The organism is Streptomyces erythrochromogenes, assembly GCF_036170895.1.
GTDB lineage: Bacteria > Actinomycetota > Actinomycetes > Streptomycetales > Streptomycetaceae > Streptomyces > Streptomyces erythrochromogenes.
Genome location: NZ_CP108036.1, coordinates 3,884,655 through 3,907,459 on the forward strand (window position 1 = coordinate 3,884,655; position 22,805 = coordinate 3,907,459).

The 22,805-nt window shown below is 72.4% G+C and carries 11 protein-coding genes and 1 tRNA gene; 6 read left to right on the top strand and 6 right to left on the bottom strand.

The window, feature by feature from the left end; all coding sequences use genetic code 11:
- The first annotated feature begins 424 nt into the window (after positions 1–424).
- From OHA91_RS17515 to OHA91_RS17540, 6 genes are all read left to right on the top strand, one after another.
- A complete protein-coding gene (locus OHA91_RS17515; protein ID WP_266498921.1) occupies positions 425–1,762 on the top strand; it encodes a lysine N(6)-hydroxylase/L-ornithine N(5)-oxygenase family protein in 1,338 nt (445 codons plus the stop codon).
- 11 nt (positions 1,763–1,773) lie between these two features.
- Entirely contained in the window at positions 1,774–3,153 is a 1,380-nt protein-coding gene (locus OHA91_RS17520; RefSeq protein WP_266498924.1) for an aspartate aminotransferase family protein, read from the top strand.
- Positions 3,150–3,968 carry a homoserine O-acetyltransferase/O-succinyltransferase family protein gene (locus OHA91_RS17525; RefSeq protein ID WP_051892861.1) on the top strand — a complete coding sequence of 273 codons (819 nt, stop codon included), beginning with the start codon at positions 3,150–3,152 and terminating at the stop codon, positions 3,966–3,968. The genes OHA91_RS17520 and OHA91_RS17525 overlap by 4 nt, the downstream gene beginning before the upstream one ends.
- Before the next feature lie 55 nt (positions 3,969–4,023).
- Positions 4,024–5,238, top strand: coding sequence for an aspartate kinase (locus tag OHA91_RS17530; RefSeq protein WP_328739592.1), 1,215 nt, complete (start codon positions 4,024–4,026; stop codon positions 5,236–5,238).
- A gap of 13 nt (positions 5,239–5,251) precedes the next feature.
- A complete protein-coding gene (locus OHA91_RS17535) occupies positions 5,252–6,553 on the top strand; it encodes an MFS transporter (protein ID WP_031147680.1) in 1,302 nt (433 codons plus the stop codon).
- A gap of 74 nt (positions 6,554–6,627) precedes the next feature.
- Positions 6,628–10,719 (top strand): non-ribosomal peptide synthetase, encoded by a 4,092-nt coding sequence (locus OHA91_RS17540; RefSeq protein WP_051892856.1) that lies wholly within the window; start codon positions 6,628–6,630, stop codon positions 10,717–10,719.
- A gap of 390 nt (positions 10,720–11,109) precedes the next feature.
- Here the strand turns inward: OHA91_RS17540 and OHA91_RS17545 are convergent.
- The 6 genes from OHA91_RS17545 to OHA91_RS17570 form a co-directional block, all read right to left on the bottom strand.
- Positions 11,110–11,183 (bottom strand) — tRNA-Thr (locus tag OHA91_RS17545).
- Positions 11,184–11,342: 159 nt separating this feature from the next.
- Positions 11,343–12,914: an alpha/beta hydrolase gene (locus OHA91_RS17550; RefSeq protein WP_031147676.1), complete on the bottom strand. Its 1,572-nt coding sequence runs from the start codon at positions 12,912–12,914 to the stop codon at positions 11,343–11,345.
- A gap of 241 nt (positions 12,915–13,155) precedes the next feature.
- On the bottom strand, positions 13,156–14,367 hold the full coding sequence (locus tag OHA91_RS17555; RefSeq protein WP_031147675.1) for a DNA polymerase III subunit delta': 1,212 nt from the start codon (positions 14,365–14,367) through the stop codon (positions 13,156–13,158).
- 71 nt (positions 14,368–14,438) lie between these two features.
- The gene (gene tmk, locus OHA91_RS17560; RefSeq protein WP_328739593.1) at positions 14,439–17,693 is read right to left on the bottom strand and encodes a dTMP kinase; all 3,255 of its coding nucleotides are present in this window, start codon (positions 17,691–17,693) and stop codon (positions 14,439–14,441) included.
- Between the two features lie 160 nt (positions 17,694–17,853).
- On the bottom strand, positions 17,854–20,682 hold the full coding sequence (gene topA, locus OHA91_RS17565) for a type I DNA topoisomerase (RefSeq protein ID WP_328739594.1): 2,829 nt from the start codon (positions 20,680–20,682) through the stop codon (positions 17,854–17,856).
- A gap of 587 nt (positions 20,683–21,269) precedes the next feature.
- Complete coding sequence (locus OHA91_RS17570; protein ID WP_031147669.1) at positions 21,270–22,784, bottom strand: DUF7059 domain-containing protein; 1,515 nt, start codon at positions 22,782–22,784, stop codon at positions 21,270–21,272.
- Positions 22,785–22,805 lie beyond the last annotated feature (21 nt).

Here is a 22,805-nt window from a genome sequence, read left to right on the forward strand (position 1 = left end):
TGATCCCGCTGCCGCCCAATGCGGACACGGGACTCCCACCCCCACCTGATGACCTGCGCTTCTGGACGATACCGCACGGTCGGAAGCCTGGCGGAAGGCAACCGGTAGCGGTCAGTGAAAAGCTCATTACATCTCGGACGGCTACGGAAGCTGCAGTTCAAATGACCAGAAATGCGGACACCGAAAAACCGGCCGGGGACACCGCCGGCCCCGCGTCGGCAAGCGACCTCACCGGCCCGGACGCCGCGCAGTGGGCGGTCCCGCACGCAGCGGGGACCCTCAGCGACGGCGCGTTCTTCGCCGGCCGTCATGCGGCCGGGCCGTACTCCGACGGCGCTTGCGCGGATGTGCAGGCGGTCTCCCGTCCGTGAATCAGCCGGCATGCCGTCGGCATGCCTGTGCAACTCAACTTTGGAGATTCAGCGTGCACGATGCATATGACGTCCTCTGTGTGGGATACGGACCCGCGAACGTCGCCGTCGCCGTTGCGTTCGAGGAGCTGTGGCCGCAGGCCCGGGTGAAGTTCCTGGAGCGCGAGCCCGGCCCCTACTGGCAGCGCGCCATGCTCCTGGACGGATCGGACATCCAGAACAATCCGCTGCGCGACCTGGTGACGCCGCGCAACCCGCGCAGCCGTTACACCTTCACCAACTTCCTGCACGAGCAGGGCCGTCTCTTCAAACACCTCAACCTGCCCTCCCACTATCCGCTGCGCAAGGAGTACGCGCGCTACGTCCAGTGGGTCGCCGAGACCGTGCAGGCCGACGTGGACTACGGCCGCGAGGTCACCGGCATCAAAATGGACAGCTCCGCCGACGGCCCCCTGGTCGAGGTCACCGTCGCCGACGGCACGACCTACCACGGGCGCTCCGTCGTGGTGGCCCCGGGCCGCACCCCGAACGTTCCCGCCGTCTTCGGCGACGTGCCGGCCCCGCACCTCTTCCACACCTCCCAGTTCCTGCCCAACATCGCGGACCTGGAGCGGGACTTCGACGGCACGCTCGCCGTGGTCGGCGCCAGCCAGAGCGCGGTCGAGGTGGTGCTCGACCTGATCGCGCGCTTCCCCGCCGCCCGCATCACCAACGTGATGACCGGCTTCGGCTACCGCCTCAAGGACACCAGCCCGTTCTCCGAGGAGGTCTACTTCCCGGAGTTCGTCGAGTACTACTTCCACGCCACGGAGGAGGGCAAGAAGCGGCTGCGCGACCAGCTGCGGCCCACCAACTACTCGGCCGCCGACGCGGACGTGGTCAGCGCCCTCTACATGCGCATGTACGAGGACGAGCTCGACGGCCGCGAGCGGATCCGGCTGGCCACCAACCGCCGCATCGAGTCCGTGGAGCGCACCGCCGAAGGCGTGGCGCTGGACGTCACCGAGCACATCACCGGTGAGCGCGAGCGGATCCACGCCGACCGGGTGGTCCTGGCCACCGGCTACCTGGACCTGGGGATAACCGGCCGCACCGAGCAGCTCCCGCCGCTGCTCAGGGACCTGGCGGACGTGCTCGGCGTGACCGACGACCAGCCTCTGTCCGTCGGCTACGACTACGGCGTGGTCCCGCACCCGGCCTTCGAGCGCGAGGTGCCGCCGATCTTCGTCAACGGGCTGTGCGAGTCCACGCACGGGCTCGGCGACGCGGGCTCCTTCAGCCTGCTGGCGCTGCGCTCCCAGGCCATCGTCGAAAGCCTTGAGCGGCGCCTGGTCGCCGAGCAGGGAACTGCCGACCTCGTCGCCGCCCAGGCGGCCGGCTCCGAGATCTGAGAGAGACGATCATGCAGACCCTTGATACGACCTCCCCGAAACCGGTGGTCGACCTCGCCCAGCCCGGTCCCAACGGGCGCGTGCTCCTCGACAGCCAGGCCGCCACCGAGTCCAACGCCCGCACCTACCCGCGCCGGATCCCGGTCGCGATCGCCGAGGCGTCCGGTTCGTACATCACCGACCTCGACGGCCGCCGGTACATCGACTTCCTGTCGGGCGCCGGTGTCCTGGCCCTGGGCCACAACCACCCCGAGCTGGTCGCCGCCGTGACGGAGCAGCTGCCGAAGCTGACGCACGGCCTCGACTTCCCGACGCCGGTGCGCGACGAGTTCAAGCGCCGTCAGATCGCGATGCTGCCCGAGCACATGCGCGACGACGTCAAGATGCACTTCTGCGGCCCCACCGGCTCGGACGCCGTCGAGGCCGCGATCAAGCTGTGCAAGAAGGCGACCGGCCGCGGCCAGGTCGTCGTCTTCCAGGGCGCCTACCACGGCTCCACCCAGGGAGCCATGTCCCTGACCTCGGAGCACGCGCCGAAGACCGGCCTGCAGAACCTGCTGCCGGGCATCCACTTCACTCCGTACTCCTACTGCCACCGCTGCCCGATCAGCCTCGCGCCGGGGACCTGCAACACCAACTGCGCCGAGGTCCTGGTCAACACGCTGACCGACACCCACGGCGGGGTGCAGCTGCCGGCCGCGATCATCATGGAGCTGGTCCAGGGCGAGGGCGGGGCCATCCCGGCCCGCCGCGAGTTCGTCCACCGGGTCGCGGACACCGCGCGCGAGCTGGGCATCCCGCTGATCGTGGACGAGGTCCAGACCGGCTGCGGCCGCACCGGCACCTGGTTCGCCTTCGAGCAGTACGACATCACCCCGGACGTCGTCGTGGCCTCCAAGGGCCTGTCGGGCATGGGGCTGCCGGTCGCCGCCATCCTCTACCGCAAGCACCTGGACACCTGGTCGCCGGGCAGCCACATCGGCACCTTCCGCGGCAACAACCTCGCCTTCGCCAGCGCCAACGCCTTCCTGGACGTCGTCGAGCGCGAGGAACTGCTCCCGCACGTCCGCGTCATCGGCGAGCACCTGCTCGGCGAGCTGAAGCGGCTCGGCGACAGCCCGCTCGTCTCCGACGTGCGCGGCCTGGGCCTGATGCTCGGCATGGAGATGGCCGGCACCGCGACCGTCGACGCGACCAAGGTCGCGGCCCGGTTCCAGCAGGAGGCGCTGAGCCGCGGACTGATCGTCGAGCTCGGTGGCCGTGGCGACAGCGTCGTGCGACTGCTGCCGGCGCTGAACATCACCCATGAGATCGCCGACGACGCCGTGGCGATCCTGCGCGACTCGCTCGCCGCGCTGGAGGCGGAACTCGCCGCGGAGGCCGGCCGATGAGCACCCTCGTGTCCGGAGGAACCGGCCGTCCGCCGCGGATCGGCATCGTCAACCTGATGCCGAACGCGGAACAGTACGAGAACTGGCTGCTGCCGCAGCTGGCCCTGTCGGGACCGTTCGAACTGCAGTGGATACGGATCTCCTCCCGCCGCTACAACCTGGACGACCCGGCCCGCATCGCCGCGACCTACCGCACCTACAAGGAGGCCACCGCGGACGCACCGCTGGACGGCCTGATCGTCAGCGGCGCCGCGGTGGAGCACCTTCCCTTCGAGGAGGTGCGGTTCATGGACGAGCTGAACGACATGGTCCAGGACGTCCACGCGCAGGGCTCGCCGCTGCTGGGCCTGTGCTGGGGTGCGATGGGCGTGGGCAACCTGGTCTACGGGCTGCCCAAGGACATCTACAGCGCCAAGATCTCCGGCATGTACGAGACCGAGCTGCTGGCGCAGGACGGCCCCATCGCCTCGTCCCTCGACGACCGCTTCTGGTCGACGCACAGCCGCTTCGCCGGCTTCGACGACAAGGCGCTGGACGCCAGCACCACGGTCCGCGCGCTGGCCCGGGCCGAGGGCGCGGGCACGGTGATCGCCGAGTCCTACGACCACTCCGTCCTCATGCACACCGGCCACCCCGAGTACTACGGCTCGCGCCTGGCGGAGGAGTACCGCAGGGACGTGGACCAGCAGGTGGCCGGGGTCAGGGCACCGGTCGGCGTGGACCTCGACCAGCCGCTGAGGCTGTGGCGCAGCCACAGCCTGGCGTTCTTCGCGAGCTGGGTCCGACTGGTCGGCGACCAGTCGGCCGCTCGTTAGAGGGCGGGGGGGACCTGTGTCCGCAACACACCCGACCGGGCGCGCACTGCGGCCGGTGGTATGGAAGTTCGGCGGCTCCTCGGTGGGCGACATGGACCGGCTGCGCCGGGTCGCCGAGCGGCTGGTGGAGGCCAGGCGCGCGGGGGCGGACGTCGTCGCGGTCCTGTCCGCGATGTCGGACACCACCGACGACCTGCTGGAAATGGCGAACGTCCTCACGGCACAGCCCGACGCCCGGGAGCTCGACGCGCTCCTGGCGGTCGGCGAATCCATGTCGTGCGCGCTCGCCGCGATCGCCGTGCACGAGCTCGGCGAGCGTGCCGTCTCGCTCAACGGCCGCCAGGCCGGCGTGCTGACCGACACCGCGCACGGCAACGCCCGTATGCAGTCGATCGACCCGGGCCGGATCGTGGCGGCCCTGGAGCAGGGACTGATCGTCCTGGTCACCGGCTACCAGGGCGTCACCGACGACGGTGACGTGACGACGCTGGGCCGCGGCGGCTCGGACGCCTCGGCGATCGCCGTGGCGGCGTCCCTCGGGCTGTCCGAGTGCGACATCTGGACCGACGTCCCGGGGGTCTTCACCGCCGATCCCCGGGTGGTTCCCGACGCGAGGCGCCTGGAGCGGCTCGGCCACGAGGACATGCTCCAACTGGCCGAGGCGGGTGCCCAGGTGATGCAGCCGCGCGCGGTGGAGCTCGCGGCGGCGCACGGCGTCGCCATCCACGTCCGGTCCTCGTTCACCGGCGAGCCGGGCACATGGATCACAGAAGCCAGGGAGGAGAACGACATGTTCGAGACGGCCAGGATCATCGGCGTCGCCCACCGTCGGCACGACCCGCTCTACCAGGTGGACAGCCTGACTCCGGCACAGGTCTCGGCGGCGCTCGCCGGTCACGGCCTGCCGGTCGGATCCATCATCGGCAGCCCGGGCGAGCTCCGGTTCACCTCGCCCGGCGCCGAACCGCAGGCGGTCATCGCCGCCCTCGGCGACATCGGCGCCACCGTCAGGGTCCACGACGAGGAGCTCGGCAGTGTGAGCGTGGCCGGGGACGCCTGCGGCAACCGGTCCGAGGTCACCCTGCAGATCCTGGAGTCCCTGGAGCGCACGGGCATCAGACCGGTGCTGGTCACCAGCACCCCCAGCCGCGTCTCCTGCCACGTCGCCTCCGGTGCGGTCGACGAGGCCGCCCGGGTCCTGCACCGCGCCTTCAACCTGCACACCGACGCTGCCGCCCCGCAGCCCGTCGGCGCGGGACTGGCCAACTGAGAGGGGCGGGAGCATGACCACCACGCAGGAGCGCGAGGACACCGCGGGACCGCGCGGCGTCCTCGCCAACCGGGACTTCGTCAAACTCTGGAGCGGGCAGACGGTCTCCCTCGTCGGCTCGCAGGTGACCGACATCGCGCTGCCGCTGGCGGCGGTCATCACCCTGAACGCCAGCGCGTTCCAGATCGGCCTGCTCAACGTCGCCAGGTTCGCACCGTACGTACTGGTGACCCTGCTGGCCGGAGTCTGGTTCGACCGGCGGCGCAGAAAGCCGACCCTGATCGCCGCGGACGCGGTCCGGGTGCTGCTGATCGGCGCCCTGCCGCTCGCCCACCTGCTCGGCGTGCTCTCGCTCCCGTGGCTCTACGTCGTCGGGTTCATGGCCGGCGTGGCGACGGTCCTCTTCGATGTGGGGATCCTCTCCTACATCCCGGGGCTCGTCGACAAGGACGACCTGGCGGACGCGAACAGCAAGATGACGGCCAGCTACTCGGTGGCCGGCATCGCCGGCCCCGGGCTGGCCGGCTTCCTGGTCGGCGCGCTGACCGCGCCCGTCGCGCTGACCGTGGGCGCCGCCACCTACCTGGCCTCGGCCGTGGCCCTGTGGTGGATCCGCCGCCCGGAGGCCGAACCGGAGCGGCCCGCCGAGCCGAAGTCGGTCCGTGCCGACATCGTCGAGGGCCTGCGCACCGTCGTCGGCAGCCGGATCCTGCGCCACCTGGCGACGCAGTCGGCCGTGTTCAACCTGTTCGAGAACGTCATGACGACGGTCTTCCTGGTCTACGCGGTCAGGACACTGGGACTGACCCCGTTCCAGCTCGGCCTGGTCGTCGGGGCCGGCTCGGTCGGCGCGCTGCTGGGCGCGACGTTCTCCGGGCGGATCAGCAAGCGCATGGGCTTCGGCCCGGCGCTGCGCCTGGTCACGCTGCTGGCCTGCCTGTCGCCCCTGGTGCTGCTCGTGCCCGGCGACACGGGCCCCGTCTCCCTGACGATCCTGGGCACGACGCTCGCCGTGCACGGCTTCCACCTGGCCGTCTTCAACGTCAACTCGCTGACCCTGCGCCAGACGGTCACGCCGGCCCGCCTGCTGGGGCGGATGAACGCCAGCTACCGGCTCATCCTGTACGGCACGATCCCGCTCGGCGCACTGCTGGCCGGCTCGCTCGCCTCCCTGTTCGGGCTGCGCGCCGCCCTCGCCGTCGGCGTCGCGGGCATCGCACTGCCGGCCGTGTGGATCGTCTTCTCGCCCGTCTACCGGCTGCGCGAGATGCCACAGGGTCCCGTCGAAGCGGACCAGCCCGAACCCGTCGCCTAAGTCACGCGCGGCCAAGTCGTGACCGTGCATCTGACGCTGCCTCATCCACTGCTCGAAAGAAGGACTAACCAGTCATGTTGACCGATTCCCAGCGGGCCGCGCTGACCGCCAGGCTGCGTCGCACGGCCCCCCCGATCTCGTCGATCCCCCGCCGCTCGCCCGCGCTGCAGGACCTGCCGCTCTCGTACGGGCAGGAGCAGCTCTGGTTCATCGACCAGCTGGCTCCCGGGGAATCCACCTACACCATCGCCGGCGCGGTACGCATGACCGGCGCCCTCGACCGCCCGGCCCTCGGCGCGGCCCTGGACTCCCTCGTCGCCCGCCACGAAGCACTGCGCACCCGCCTGGTCACCGTGGACGGCGCGCCCGTCCAGGTGGTCGACCCGGCCGGCCCGGTCGAGCTGGCCTTCCTGGACCAGCGCTCCGTCGCCGCCGACGAGATCGAGCAGCACTGGCGCGCGGCGGCCCAGGAGGAGACGGCCCGCCCGTTCGAGCTGGAGCGCGGTCCCCTGTTCCGCGCGCACCTGCAGCAGCTGGCCGACGAGGACCACGTCCTGCTGATAACCGTCCACCACACCGTCTTCGACGGCTCCTCGTTCCCCGTACTGCTGGCGGAGCTGTCCGAGTCGTACGCCGGCGCCGTCGCCGGTACGGCCGCACAGCTGCCCGAGCTGCCCGTCCAGTTCGCCGACTTCGCCGTCTGGGAGCGCGACCGGCTGCAGGGCGAGACGCTGAAGGAGCTGACCGACTACTGGAGCGAGAACCTCCAGGGCGCGCCCGTCCTCCAGCTGCCGACCGACCGGCCCCGCCCCCTCGTCCAGACCTACCAGGGCACCACGGAGTCCAGGGACCTCGGCGACAAGATCCTGACCCGGCTCACCACCCTGGGCCGGGACGAGGGCGCGACCCTGTTCATGACCCTGATGGCCGCCTACCACGTCCTGCTCCACCGCTACAGCGGCCAGGACGACATCGTGGTCGGCACCGTCAGCGCCAACCGCAGCCGCCCCGAGCTGCAGCCGGTGATCGGCTACCTGATCAACACCCTGCCGGTCCGCGTCGACCTGTCCGGCGACCCGACCTTCCGCGAGGTCCTGGAGCGCACCAAGGCCGCCAGCCTGGGCGCCTTCGGACACCAGGACCTGCCCTTCGCGAAGATCGTTGAGGCCGCCAAAGCCCCCCGCGACCCCTCGCGCTCCCCGGTCTTCCAGGTCGGCTTCATGCTCTCCGACGACCAGAAGCGCGACCTCCGCCCGGGCGGCATGACCTGGGCCTCCGAGGAACTCCCGGCCGAGGCGGCCAAGTTCGACCTGCTCGTCTCCGCCGTCGAGAGCAGCGGCCGGCTGGGGCTGAACCTCAGCTACGCCACCGCGCTGTACGACGCGGCCACCGCGCAGCGCCTGCTGGGCCACTTCGAGACGCTGCTCGACGGCGTCGTCAACGACCCCGGCGCCCGTATCTCGCAGCTCCCGATCATGACCGAGGCGGAGCTCCACCAGGAACTGGTCACCTGGAACAGCGACAAGGCCGACTTCCCCGACTGGAACCTGCACCAGGCCTTCGAGGCCAAGGTCGCGGCGCACCCCGACGTCATGGCCGTCGAACTCGACGGCGAGGGCCTGACCTACGCCCAGCTCGACGCCCACGCCAACCAGGTCGCCCGGCGGCTGCGCGAGCTCGGCGTCGGCCCGGAGGCGCTCGTCGGCGTCAGCATGCAGCGCACGGTGCGCCGCATCGTCGGCCTGATGGGCATCCTCAAGGCCGGCGGCGGCTACGTTCCGCTGGACCCGGAGTACCCGGCCGACCGCCTCGCCTTCATGGTCGAGGACGCGAAGATGAGCGTCGTCCTCACGGACGAGGCCAGCGCCTCCGCGGTACCGACCGAGGACGTCACGGTCCTGGACCTGGACCGGTCCTGGAACGAACTCACCGCGCTGGACGACAGCCCCGTCGAGGCCACCGCGAGCCCGTCGGACGTCGCCTACGTCATCTACACCTCGGGCTCCACCGGCCGCCCCAAGGGCGTGGTCGTCGAGCACCGCAACGCCGTCAACTTCTGCTACGCCGAGATCGAGTTCTGGCCGCTCGGCCCGGGCGACCGGATCCTGCAGTTCGCGTCGCTCAACTTCGACGTGTCCGTCCTGGACATCTTCGGCGCGCTGCTGTCCGGCTCCACCCTGGTCCTCGGCAGCACCCAGACCCTGCTCTCCCCGCCGCGGCTGGCCGATCTGATCCGCGGTGAGGGCATCACCTTCATGTGCCTGCCCCCGGCCGTGCTGAACCTGCTGGCCGAGGAGCAGTTCCCGAGCCTGCGCGTGGTCATCGCCGGCGGCGAGGCATTCTCCTCGGAGCTGGTCCGCAACTGGGCGCGCCCCGGCATGCGCTTCATCAACGGCTACGGCCCGACCGAGACCACGGTCGGCTCGACCATGGCCCGGTGCCAGGACGACGGCATCGACCCGCCGCCGATCGGCCTGCCCCTGACGAACTACACGGCCTACGTGCTGGACAAGCACCTCAACCCGGTACCGGTCGGCGTCGCGGGCGAACTCCACATCGGCGGGGCCAGCGTCACCCGCGGCTACCTGGGCCGGCCGGAGCTGACCGCCGAGCGCTTCGTCACGGACCCGTTCAGCGAGGTCCCGGACGCGCGCATGTACAAGACGGGCGACCTGGCCCGCCGTCTGCCGGACGGCAACCTCCAGTACCTCGGCCGCCTCGACCACCAGGTCAAGATCCGCGGCCTGCGGGTGGAGCTCGGCGAGATCGAGGCCGTACTCGCCGCCCACCCCTCCGTCGCCCAGGCCATCATCATCGTCGGCGAGGACCAGGCCGGCCAGAAGAACCTCATCGGCTACGCGCGGGCCAACCCCGACGCGCCGGCCGTCACCACCGCCGACCTCCGCGCGCACCTGGGCGAGGCGCTGCCCGCGTTCATGGTCCCCGCCCACCTGATCATCCTCGACACCTTCCCGCTCAACGCGAACGGCAAGGTCGACCGCGCCGCCCTGCCCGAGCCGGACGGCGCCGCGGACGCGGGCGACTACGTCGCCCCGCGCACCATCCTGGAGACGGTCCTCGCCGACATCGTCTCCGACATCCTCAAGCTGCCGCGGGTGGGCATCGAGGACAACTTCTTCGAGATGGGCGGCAACTCCCTGCAGGCGATGCAGGTCATCACCCGCCTGCGCAAGGACCTCGGGGTCGACACGGACGTGACCGCGATCTTCCTCGCCCCCACGCCCGCCCGGCTCGCCGCGACCCTGGTCGCCAAGCACGGGCTCGAGGACGCCCCGCTGGACGACCTGGAGGGCCTCGACGAGGCGGAGGGCGCGGCCGAGCCGGGCACCGCGGCGGTCGGAAGCACTGCCGTCTCCGGTTCGGACACCATCGTGCCGCTGTCGGAGAAGACCGACGGCGACCCGCTGTTCCTCATCCACGCCGTCGGCGGCACCGTCTACCCGTACTTCGGGCTGATGCAGGAACTCCAGGACCGCTACCGGGTGCTCGGCGTGCAGGCTGCGGGCCTGCGGGCCGGCAGCGAGCCGAGGCAGGACCTTCAGGAGATGGCGGACGCGTACACCGCGGCCGTCCGCGAGGCCCAGCCGTCGGGCCCGTACCGCCTGGCCGGCTGGTCGATGGGCGGCCTGCTCGCCCTCCAGGTCGCCCGCCGCCTGGAGGCGTCGGGTGCGCAGGTGGCCCTGGTCGGCCTGCTGGACACGCCCTTCTCCGCGGACGACGTCTCCGGTGTGAGCGAGCAGGCCTTCGCCGCCCAGTTCGTACTGGACGGCGCCCGGGCCCTCGGCCCCGACGCGGGCGAACTGCCCGACCCGGTGACCACGCCGGTGGCCGAGCAGCTGCGCTGGTTCGGCGAGAAGCTGACCGGCGGAGCGGGTGACACCGAGGAGGTCCAGGAGGACATCAACCGCAGGTTCCAGGTGTTCAAGGCGCACATCACGCTGATCGGCGGACACCGCCCGGAGCCCGTAGCGGCCCCGGTCGTGGTGGTCTCGGCCGAGCAGTCCCCGGACCTGTCGGCGCTCTGGACCGAGCTCCTCGGATCCGGCACCCGGACCGTCCGCGTGCCCGGCGACCACTACACCTTCCTGCGCGCCCCCGGCGTCCAGCAGGCCGCCAAGGCTCTCCTCGGCGCGGACGAGCACTGATACGGGTCGGTCGGTGTGCGGCGCCCTCACCCACCGCACACCGACCGACGCCCACCCCGAACCCAGAACGAAGAAGCCCCAGGCCGGAGAATCCGACCTGGGGTTTTTCAGTTCGTTCTGGCCAGGATGCTCCGAACCGTCGTCCGCGAGTGCCCTGTCGCCCTGGCGATCTGGGCCTCGCTCAGCCCGGCGTCGCGGGCGCGTCGAACCAGTCCATCGCGCGCGTCCAGCGTGGCCAGCCCGACGGTAGGCCGCGTGGACCGCCAAGAAGGGCTGACGGCCCCTCCGCTCACGCACGACCTTCCGAGTCCCAACCGGCGCACGCGCCGGCCGGGCCCGGGAATAGCAAAAGCCCCAGGTCACGGCGAGTGAGTCCTGGGGCTTCCACAGAGCCGCCTTCGGGATTCGAACCCGAGACCTACGCATTACGAGTGCGTTGCTCTGGCCAACTGAGCTAAGGCGGCACCGCTGGTCAGACAAGTATTCCCTCGAAGAGGTGCTCTCATCAGCAGCGGCGCCAAGTCTACAGGGTGCGAAGGCGTGCACCGAACCAGGTTTCATCCAGGCGGGCATTTGCCGCATATACGGCAAGGATCGCCGGTGCCCGGCGGGGCAGTACTTCGTCAGCACTTCTTGCCGTCCGCCGGGGGCTTGCCCTCCAGCAGGTAGCGGTTGATCGCGGTGTCGATGCAGTCGCTGCCGCGCCCGTACGCCGTGTGGCCGTCGCCGTCGTAGGTGAGGAGGGTGCCCGACTCCAGCTGGCCGGCCAGGGCCTGTGCCCACTTGTAGGGGGTCGCCGGGTCGCGGATGGTGCCGACGACCACGATCGGAGCGGCGCCCTTCGCGGTCAGCGGCCCCGCCTTGCCCGTAGGCTTCACCGGCCAGTACCCGCAGTTCAACGAGGCCCAGGCCAGGCCCGCGCCGAAGACCGGGGATGCCTTCTGGAAGGAGGGGAGGGCCGCGTCGACCGCGTCCGGGCCGCTGAAGGCCGCGGGCTGGTCGAGGCAGTTGACGGCGGCGTTCGCGAACATCAGGTTGGCGTACTTCCCGTCCGCCCCGCGCTCGTAGTAGCTGTCGGCCAGGCCCAGCAGGCCCGCCCCGTCGCCGTTCATCGCCGAGGTCAGCGCCTCGCGCAGCTGGGGCCAGGCGTTCTCGTCGTAGAGCGCCGCGATCACCCCGGTCGTCGCGAGGGCCTCGCCGAGCGGGCGCTTCCCGTCCCCGCTGGGCACGGGCTGCGCGTCGAGCTTGCGGAAGAAGTCCTTCAGGCGGGCGGCCACCTCCTCGGGGCTGCCGTTGCCCAGTGGGCAGTCGGGCTGCTTCGCGCAGTCCTTGGCGAAGGAGGTGAAGGCCGTCTCGAAGCCCTCGGTCTGGTCCCGGTTGAGGTCGAGCGCCTCGCGGGTGGGGTCCATCGCACCGTCCAGGACCAGCCGGCCGACCCGGTCCGGGAAGAGGTTCGCGTAGGTCGCCCCCAGGAGGGTGCCGTAGGAGGCCCCGACGTAGTTCAGCTTCTTGTCGCCGAGCACGGCGCGCAGCAGGTCCATGTCGCGGGCGGCGTCGACGGTGGAGACGTGGGGCAGGACCCGCTTCGAGCGGGCCTCGCAGCCGGCCGCGAACTCCTTGAAGGCGGCCACCAGGCGGGCCCGCTCGGCCGCGTCGTCCGGCGTCTGGTCCACCTGGGTGTACTTGTCCATCTCCGGGCCGGTCAGGCACTCGACGGGACTGCTGCGCTCCACGCCGCGCGGATCGAAGGAGACCATGTCGTAGCGGGCGCGCACCGGGGCGGGATAGCCGATGCCCGCGTACGCCTGGAGGTAGCCGATGCCGGAGCCGCCGGGGCCTCCCGGGTTGACCACGAGAGAGCCGAGCCGCTCGCCGGGGCCGGTCGCCACCCGGCGGGCCACCGCGATGTCCACGTCCTCGCCCGCGCCGGGGTTCGCGTAGTCCAGCGGGGCCTTCATCGTGGAGCACTGGAATCCGGGGACACCGCACTCGCGCCAGGTCAGCTTCTGCGCGTAGTACGGGCGCATCGCGGCGGCGTCGGGGGACGGCGGCACCGACGCCGTGCCACCGGCCTCCCCTCTCGCGGACGCGGCGGTCCGGAGCGCCTCCGACCCGCCCGAGGTGCACCCGGAGAGCAGCAGCCCGGCCGCTGCGATCACGGTCCCGGTGGTACGCAGCGCGCGACTGGTGTCCATCCCCGGAGCCTACGTCCTGCCGGCGGGCCCGGGCGGGCCCTCTGCTCCGGACGGACCCGGGCCTTCCATGGCGCCCGCCGGGCGACGCCCGGACCGGGCCCGCTCCGGGCCCGGCGGCTGGTTCGCCCTTACGGGTGAGCCCGTCAACCCGGAGTGGACCCGGCGGGCAGCCGGGGGGAGCACCGGCAGGGGGAGACAGGGCCGCAGACGGCGGAGACGCCGGAGGCGGCCGAGGCGGAGATCAGCCCGCGCGCAGCGACATCGTCATCGCCTCCACCGCGAGGAGCGGCGCGACGTTGCGGTCGAGGGCGTCCCGGCAGGCGATGATCGCCTCGATCCGGCGCAGGGTCCGCTCCGGCCCGGATGCCTTCGCGATGCGCTCCAGGTCGTGCCGTATGTCCTCGTTGGCGATGGCGAGGGCCGAGCCCAGCTGGAGGGCCAGGACGTCGCGGTAGAAGCCGGTCAGGTCGGTGAGGGCGAGGTCGAGGCTGTCGCGCTGGGTCCTGGTCCGGCGCCGTTTCTGCTTGTCCTCCAGCTCCTTCATGACGCCCGCCGTGCCGCGCGGCATCCGCCCGCCCGTCCCGGCGGCGGCGCCCAGGGCGGTGCGGAGCTCCTCGGTCTCCTTGGTGTCGACCTCCTCGGCCATCTGCTTGGCGTCCTCGGCGGCGGCGTCCACCAGCTCCTGGGCGGCCTTGAGACAGGCTCCGACGTCGTCCACCCGGAGCGGGAGCTTCAGGACCGTCGCCCTGCGCTCCCGGGCCGCCTCGTCGGTGGCCAGCCGGCGGGCGCGGCCGACGTGCCCCTGCGTGGCCCTGGCGGCGGCCAGCGCCGCCGACGGCTCGACGCCGTCCCGCCGCACCAGCATGTCGGCGACCGCCGCGACCGACGGCGTGCTGAGGCTGAGGTGGCGGCAGCGGGAGCGGATGGTGGGCAGCACGTCCTCCAGGGAGGGCGAGCACAGCAGCCACACCGTGCGGGGCGCGGGCTCCTCCACGGCCTTGAGGACCGCGTTGGCGGACTTCTCGTTCAGCCGCTCGGCGTCCTCGACCAGGATGATCTGCCAGCGGCCCGTCGCGGGGGACGTGTAGGACTTGCGGACGGTGTCCCGCATGTCGTCGACGAGGATCTGGCTGCCGACCGCGGCGATGCTGGAGACGTCCGCGTGGGTGCCGACCATCGTGGTGTGGCAGCCGTCGCAGAACCCGCAGCCCGGCTCACCGCCGAGCGCGCGGTCCGGGCTGGTGCACTGCAGGGCCGCCGCGAAGGCCCGGGCGGCGGTGACCCGCCCGGATCCCGGCGGTCCCGTGAAGAGCCAGGCGTGGGTCATCTTCGACGCGGCGGGCGGCGCGGTCCCGTCCGTGGCGGCCGTGACCTGCGCATCGGCATCGCGAGCGGCGGCGGCCAGCTGCGTCTGGATCCGCTCCTGGCCCACCAGGTCGTCCCATACGGGCATCCCGCCCACCACCTCTCACTCTCCGTGCACCCATTGTGTCGGGCGCCACCGACAATCCCTTACGGCCGCCGTCAGCGGCGGCGGCGCGCTCGGCCTTCGCCCTCGTCGTCCTCGTCGTCGCGATGGCGGCCCAGCAGCTCGTCCGCCAGCGTCGGCAGGTCGTCGAGCGGGGTCTCCTCCGCCCAGTCCGGGCGGGGACGGCTCGGTCGGCCGTCGTCGTCGACGACGGGCAGTTCCCGCGTCCGGTCGTTGCTGGAGTCCCGGAAGATGCCCGACGGCACCCGGTCGGCCGGGTCCTCCTCGGGGCGCCGGGCCGTCGGCCGCGTGGCGGACCGGGCCTGGCCGCCGCTGCCGGAGCCGGTGCCCGGGCGGCTGCCGGCGCCGCTGCCCGGGCCGGAGCCCTGCGGGACGTCCGGGCGTACGGGAGGCAGCACCGCCGTCTCGTCGGCCGGACGCACCGGCGGCAGCACCGCGGTCTCGTCCACGGCGGATGCCGCCGACGCCGGGTCGACCTTGGGCACCGGAACGGTCTGGGTGACGTCGTCGGGCCGAACGACCCGCTTGACCGCCGGGGTCTCGATCGTCACCGCGTCGTCCGGGTGCGGCTCCTTCGTCATGTCGATCCTGGGTGCCGAATCGGCGGGACCGGACGCCGGAGCCGCCGGAACCGGAGCCGCCGGAGCTGCAGCCGCGGCGGCGGCCTGGGCCTCCGCGGCGGCAGCGGCAGCCGCCGCCTTCGCCGCGGCCTCGGCCGCCGAGGCCTCCACCAGCCGGCGCGCCTCCTCGGCCTTCAGCAGGGCCTCCTCGGCCCGCCGCTGCTTCTCCAGGCGCCGCTCCTCGGCCTCGGCCCGCAGCCGGGCCTCCTCCTCGGCCTGCTTGCGCAGCCGCTCGGCCTCCGCCGCGCGCGCCTTCGCCTCGGCCTCCACGCGCAGCCGCTCGGCCTCGGCCCGCGCCCGGGCCTCCTCCTCGGCCCGCAGCCGCTCCTCCTCCGCCTTGCGGGCGGCCTCGGCCTCGGCCCTGATCCGGGCCTCTTCGGCCTCACGGGCCCTGCGCGCTTCCTCCTCGGCCCGCAGCCGCTCCTCCTCGGCCTTGCGCGCCGCCTCTTCCTCGGCCTTGCGCCGCGCCTCCTCCTCGGCGAGGCGCCGGGCCTCGGCCTGCGCGGCCACCTCCGCCTCGGACAGCGGGAGCATCCGGTCCAGCCGGTGCCGCACGACGGTGGTCACCGAGTCCGGGTCCTGCCCGGCGTCGACCACCAGGTAGCGGCCGGGGTCGGCCGCGGCGAGGGTCAGGAAGCCGGACCGCACCCGCTGGTGGAACTCCGCCGGCTCCGACTCCAGCCGGTCCGGCGCCTCCGTGAACCGCTCCCGCGCCGCCTCCGGCGACACGTCGAGCAGCACGGTCAGGTTCGGTACGAGCCCGCCGGTCGCCCAGCGCGAGATCCGGGCGATCTCCGTCGGGGAGAGGTCGCGGCCGGCGCCCTGGTAGGCCACCGAGGAGTCGATGTAGCGGTCCGAGATGACGATCGCGCCGCGCTTCAGCGCCGGGCGCACCACCGTGTCCACGTGCTCCGCGCGGTCGGCCGCGTACAGCAGCGCCTCGGCGCGGTTCGACAGTCCCGCCGAGGACACGTCGAGCAGGATCGAGCGGAGCCGCTTGCCGACGGGCGTGGCGCCCGGCTCCCGGGTCACGACGACCTCGTGCCCCTTGCCCCGTATCCACTCGGCCAGTGCCTGGACCTGGGTGGACTTCCCGGCTCCGTCGCCGCCTTCCAGCGCGATGAAGAATCCGGTGGCGGCCGGGGCCTGTACGGGCTCCCCGCCGCGCAGCGCGTCGCGCAGGTCGCGCCGCAGCGGCACGCCGCGGCGGTCGTCGGCCTTGGTGAGCACGACCACGGCGACGGGCAGCAGCAGCGCGCCGACGAACATCAGGGTGAAGGCGGCCCCGCCGTGCGAGAAGACGATCTCGGCTCCGGTGAGCCGGTGCGGGCCGAGCACCGCGGCCAGGACGGGCGCGACGACGGCGCCGACGGCCACCGCCACCCGTACGACCGCCTGGAGGTGCTCGGTGACCCGCGCCCGGCGGAACTCCTCGGTCTCCTGGTCCAGCAGGGTGTGGCCGGTGTTGGCCGCGACCCCCGCCGCGGTGCCGGCGAGGAGCGAGAGGAACAGCACCGTCGCCATGTCCGGGACGAGGCCGCTCAGCAGCAGCGCGACGCCCGCCACCGCTATGGCGAGGGCCAGCAGACGGCGGCGGGACAGGCCGGGCAGCACCTTGCCGGCCTGGGTGGCGCGGATGCCGACGGCGGTGCCGCCGACGAGGGCGAGGACGAACAGCGCGAAGGCGGCCGGGCCCCCGCCCAGGTCGAAGGCGTGCAGGACGGCCACGGCGACGGCGCAGGACACCGCTCCGGCGACCGCGGCGCAGCTCAGGACCAGCAGCGGGACGGCGCCCGTACGGCCCTTGTCCGGCCGGTCTCCCGCCTTGGGGGCGCGCAGGCCCTCCAGCGGGGAACGCGGCCTCGGGGTCGCCCCGGTGGGCAGCACCAGCGGGAGCAGCAGCGAGACGGAAGCGGCGAAGAGGCCGGCGGCCACATACGAGCCGAGGGCGGCCTGGTTCGCGGCGAACCAGTCCACGCCGAGGCCGAGGGCCTTGCCGACGAGGGTCGCGGCGAGCAGCGCGGCCGCCGCGACGGGGAGCGCCGCGAAGGCCGTACGCAGGGTCAGGCGCCGCAGGGCGTCCATGTGGTCCGGGAGCGGCCGTACGGTGGCCCCCTCCGGCGGCGGCTCCGGCAGCAGGGCGGGCGCCGCGCTCTCCTTGGCCAGCGTCCACAGCCGTTCGGCGGCACCTGCCACGAAGACGGTGGCCAGCAGCGCGGTGAGCGCGTGGGCCGGGATCCAGTCGAGCCACAGCGGGGCGACGACGAAGAGTCCGAGGCGGACCCCGTCGGCTCCGATCATCGTCCAGCGGCGGTCCAGCTTGCCGCCGGCGCCGAGGAGACCGGCCAGCGGGCCGAGCAGGACCGCGCCGAAGAGCAGCGTGGCGAGGATCCGGACGCCGAAGACGGCGGCGACGGCGAGGGCCGCACCGCGGTATCCGCCGCCGAAGGCCCCTTCGGTGGCCGCCGCCTGAAGGGCCAGCAGAACCAGCACCAGCAGGGCGAGGGCATCACCGATGCCGCTCACCAACTGGGCGCTCCACAGGCGGCGCAGCCGGGGGGTGCGCAGCAGTGCGCGCACCGCACGCTCGCGGGAGTCCGCGGCTAGGGCTTCGTCGTAGGTGGGGTTCGCCGGGGCGGTCACGACCGCCGGCTGCTCGGCTCGCGTCATCCGCCCAGCCTATCCGCTGCGCTTGGCGGCTGCGGAGGCCTGTGGACAAGGCCGGGTGTGACCCCGGACCCACCTTCCGGGAAGCAGCCCGGCCGAATGCGGCCGGGCGGACGCACACGAGCCCCACGCTGCGCGTGGGGCTCGTGTCGCGACTACGCGACTACTCGTCCGCCGGGGCGGCGGCCGTCTCCTTGGCCGCGGTCTTCTTGGCGACGGTCTTCTTCGCGACCGTCTTCTTTGCGGTCGTCGTCTTCTTGGCCGCCGTCTTCTTCGCGGCCGCGGTCTTCGTCGCGGTCGCCTTCTTCGCCGGGGCCTTCTTGGCGGCGGTCTTCTTCGCCGTCTTCTTGGCCGGGCCCTTCGCCCGCTTCTCCGCGAGCAGCTCGTAGCCCCGCTCCGGCGTGATCGTCTCGACGTCGTCGTCCCGCCGCAGCGTCGCGTTCGTCTCGCCGTCCGTCACGTACGGACCGAAGCGGCCGTCCTTGACCACGACCGGCTTCTCGCTGACCGGGTCGGTGCCCAGCTCCTTCAGCGGCGGCTTGGCCGCGGCGCGGCCCCGCTGCTTGGGCTGCGCGTAGATGGCCAGGGCCTCGTCGAGCGTGATCGTGAAGAGCTGGTCCTCGGTCTCCAGCGACCGCGAGTCCGTGCCCTTCTTCAGGTACGGGCCGTAGCGGCCGTTCTGGGCCGTGATCTCCACGCCCTCGGCGTCCGCGCCGACGACGCGCGGCAGCGACATCAGCTTCAGCGCCTCGTCGAGGGTGACCGTGTCCAGGCTCATCGTCTTGAAGAGCGAGGCCGTGCGCGCCTTGACCGCGTTCTTGCCGGTCTTCGGCGTGCCCTCGGGCAGGATCTCCGTCACGTACGGGCCGTAGCGGCCGTCCTTGGCGACGATCTCGTTGCCGCTGACCGGGTCCTTGCCGAGCTGGAACTCGCCGCTCGGCTTCGCGAACAGCTCCTCCGCATAGGCGACCGTCAGCTCGTCCGGAGCCATGTCGTCGGGGATGTCGGCGCGCTGGTGGCCCTCGGAGTCCTTCTCGCCGCGCTCCACGTACGGCCCGTAGCGGCCGACGCGCAGCACGATGCCCTCGCCGACCGGGAAGGAGGAGATCTCCCGGGCGTCGATCGCGCCCAGGTCCGTGACCAGCTCCTTCAGACCGCCGAGGTGGTCGCCGTCGGCCGGCACGACCTCGGTGGCGTCCTCGGAGCCGAAGTAGAACCGCTTCAGCCACGGCACGGACTGGGCCTCGCCCCGCGCGATGCGGTCGAGGTCGTCCTCCATCTTCGCGGTGAAGTCGTAGTCGACGAGCCGCCCGAAGTGCGTCTCCAGCAGGTTCACCACGGCGAACGAGAGGAACGAGGGGACGAGCGCGGTGCCCTTCTTGAAGACGTAGCCGCGGTCGAGGATCGTGCCGATGATCGACGCGTACGTCGACGGCCGGCCGATCTCGCGCTCTTCGAGCTCCTTGACCAGCGAGGCCTCGGTGTAGCGGGCCGGCGGCTTGGTCGCGTGGCCGTCCGCCGTGATCTCCTCGGCGGCCAGCGCGTCGCCCTCCGCGACCTGCGGCAGGCGCCGCTCGCGGTCGTCGAGCTCGGCGTTCGGGTCGTCCGCGCCCTCGACGTACGCCTTCATGAAGCCGTGGAAGGTGATCGTCTTGCCGGACGCGCTGAACTCGGCGTCGCGGCCGTCCGAGGCCCGGCCGCCGATCTTCACGGTGACGCTGTTGCCGGTCGCGTCCTTCATCTGGGAGGCGACGGTGCGCTTCCAGATCAGCTCGTACAGGCGGAACTGGTCGCCGGTCAGACCCGTCTCGGCCGGAGTGCGGAAACGATCACCCGAAGGACGGATCGCCTCGTGCGCCTCCTGCGCGTTCTTGACCTTGCCCGCGTAGACGCGCGGCTTCTCCGGCAGGTAGTCGGCCCCGTAGAGCTGGGTGACCTGCGCCCGGGCGGCCGACACCGCGGTGTCGGACAGCGTGGTGGAGTCCGTACGCATGTAGGTGATGAAGCCGTTCTCGTACAGCTTCTGGGCCACCTGCATCGTCGCCTTCGCACCGAAGCCCAGCTTGCGCGAGGCCTCCTGCTGGAGCGTCGTCGTACGGAAGGGTGCGTACGGGGAGCGGCGGTACGGCTTGGACTCGACCGAGCGGACGGCGAACGAGGTGTCCGACAGTGCGGCGGCGAGCGCCCGCGCGTTCGCCTCGTCGAGGTGCAGCACCTCGCTCTTGAGCTGCCCGTTCGAGCCGAAGTCTCGGCCCTGCGCGATGCGCTTGCCGTCGACCGTGTTCAGTCGGGCGACCAGCGTCGAGGGGTCGGAGGCGTCGCCGGCGCGGCCGGTGGAGAAGGTTCCGGTCAGGTCCCAGTACTCGGCGGAGCGGAAGGCGATGCGCTCGCGTTCGCGCTCGACGACGAGGCGGGTGGCCACCGACTGGACGCGGCCCGCCGACAGCTTCGGCATGACCTTCTTCCACAGGACCGGCGAGACCTCGTAGCCGTAGAGGCGGTCGAGGATGCGGCGGGTCTCCTGGGCGTCGACCATGCGCTGGTTCAACTCGCGCGGGTTGGCGACGGCGTCGCGGATCGCGTCCTTGGTGATCTCGTGGAAGACCATCCGGTGGACGGGGACCTTGGGCTTGAGGACTTCCTGCAGGTGCCACGCGATGGCTTCGCCCTCGCGGTCCTCATCGGTGGCGAGGAAGAGTTCGTCGGACTCGGCCAGCAGCTCCTTGAGCTTGCGGACCTGGGCCTTCTTGTCGGCGTTGACGACGTAGATCGGCTGGAAGTCGTGCTCGACGTCCACGCCGAGGCGGCGGACCTCACCGGTGTACTTGTCGGGAACCTCGGCCGCGCCGTTCGGGAGGTCGCGGATGTGCCCGACGCTCGCCTCGACGACGTATCCCGGGCCGAGGTAGCCCTTGATCGTCTTCGCCTTGGCAGGGGACTCGACGATGACGAGTCGGCGGCCGCCCTTTGCGGTCTCGCTAGTCGGGGACAACTTGGCTCTTCTCTCCGGTCGGCACTCGGTCGCAGTACGGCGACGCTGCGGAGTGTGACGGTACAACCCGCCCCCGTGTCAAACGGCACAAGCCCGCAACGGCCACTCGAACGGTAACCCGACAAGTGCCGTTTCTGCCGCCCGGATGCCGCGCCGGACCCTTCCCGATCACCGGGCCGAGTGGCCGCGGGGCCGTCTGGCCCCGCACTCGCACCCCGTGCCGCACCGGGCTTCGGGGCCGGTTCCGCGGCTGCCGGCGAGGCCCTCGCGGCGGCTCCGGAACCGTGCGGCGCGCCAGGCCCCCGAAGGCCGGCGAGGCCCCGCCGAAAAACGGAAGCCGTGGTTCGACCGTGACGGGGCGCGCACTCCCGACCACCGGCGCACGGCGGCCGGCGCGCGCTCCCGTCCAGGCCTGCAGAGCGGCCCCGAACAGCGGGAACACGGCCTCCGCGAAGATCGCCGGACCGCTTTCCGCGCCGTTCCCCTCACCCCCGGGCCACTCTCGGGACCCCCCGGACCCCGCTGTACGGCACGCTGCCAGCCCTGGGGATACGCCGGGCGAACCCAGGGTTACATCACGGTGCCGGCTACTGCCCGGGGCTCGCGACGGGCTCCAGGAAGCCCTGCTCGACCAGCAGCCGGATCGCCTCCGGAGTCCGGTCCCGCAGCACGACGGGGTCCTCCTGCATCAGCTGCGCGATCGCGTCCAGGATCCGCCCGGCGCTCAGTGAGCCGTCACACACTCCCGCGAAGCCCGCACCGACCGTGTCGACCTTGGTGGCGCGCCGCATTCCGCGGTTCTGCCGGAGCACGACGTGTTCGGGGTCCTCCGCGCCGGGCGGGCCGACCTGCTCCTGGACCACTTCCTCGACCAGCACGAAGCGGGCCTCCAGCAGGGCCGCGTCGTCGTGCTCGCGCAGGTAGTCCTGACGGGCGAAGTGGGCGAGGACGGCCTCGCCGAGCGGCTGCTCCACGCTGTGCGGCCACTCCTCGACCACGATCGAGGGCTCGGCCGCGTCCGTCCGGCGCAAGGTGATCCACCCGAAGCCGACGCTCCTGGTCTTGCGGGCCTCGAACTCGTCCAGCCAGTCCTCGTAGCGCTGCGCGTACGCGTCGGGGTCGGCGCGGTGGTCGCCGGCGTCGCGCAGCCACAGCTCCGCGTACTGCGTGACGTCCTGCACGTCGCGCTGGACGATCCAGGCGTCGCAGCCGCGCGGCACCCAGGAGCGGAGCCTGTCGTGCCAGTCCTCGCCCTCCACGTGCTGCCAGTTGCCGAGGAACTGCGCGTACCCGCCGGGGTTGAGCCGTGCGCCCGCCTCCTGGACCAGGGTCCGGCACAGGTCGTCGCCGCCCATTCCGCCGTCGCGGTACGTCAGCCGGGCGCCCGGGGAGATCACGAACGGCGGGTTCGACACGATCAGGTCGTACGTCGCCTCGCCGACCGGCTCGAAGAGCGAGCCGGTGAGCAGCTCGGCCTCCGGCGCCCCGGAGAGGGCCAGCGTCAAACGGGTGAATCCGAGGGCCCTGGGGTTGACGTCGGTGGCGGTGACCCGCGTCGCGTGCCGGGTGGCGTGCAGCGCCTGGATGCCGGAGCCGGTGCCGACGTCGAGGGCGGAGCCGACCGGGGTGCGCACGGTGATCCCGGCCAGCGTGGTGGAGGCTCCGCCGACGCCGAGGACGACGCCCTCCTCCCGGCTGCCGATCCCGCCGGCCCCGCCGACGGCGCAGCCGAGGTCCGAGACGATGAACCAGTCCTCGCCGTCGGGGCCGCCGTACGGGCGCACGTCGACGGTGGCGTGCACCTCGTCGCCCTCGCGCCGCAGCCAGCCGTCGGCCAGGGCGGCCTCGACCGGCATCGCCGCCGCGGCGTGCACGTACGGCACGGGCTGCTGGAGCAGGAACAGCCGGACCAGGGTCGCGAGCGGGCCGTCGCCCCCGCCCCGGGTGGCGCGCAGGGCGGGGACCGTCTCACTACGGGCCAGCGCGGCGTAGGCGGGTGCGCCGAGCAGGTCGAGCAGCCCGTCGGCGGTGAAGCCGGCGGCCAGCATCGCGCTGCGGAGTTCGGCGGCGTGGTCGGGGGTGGGGAGGCTGGTGGTACTCACCCGCCCATTGTGTCCGCTGGG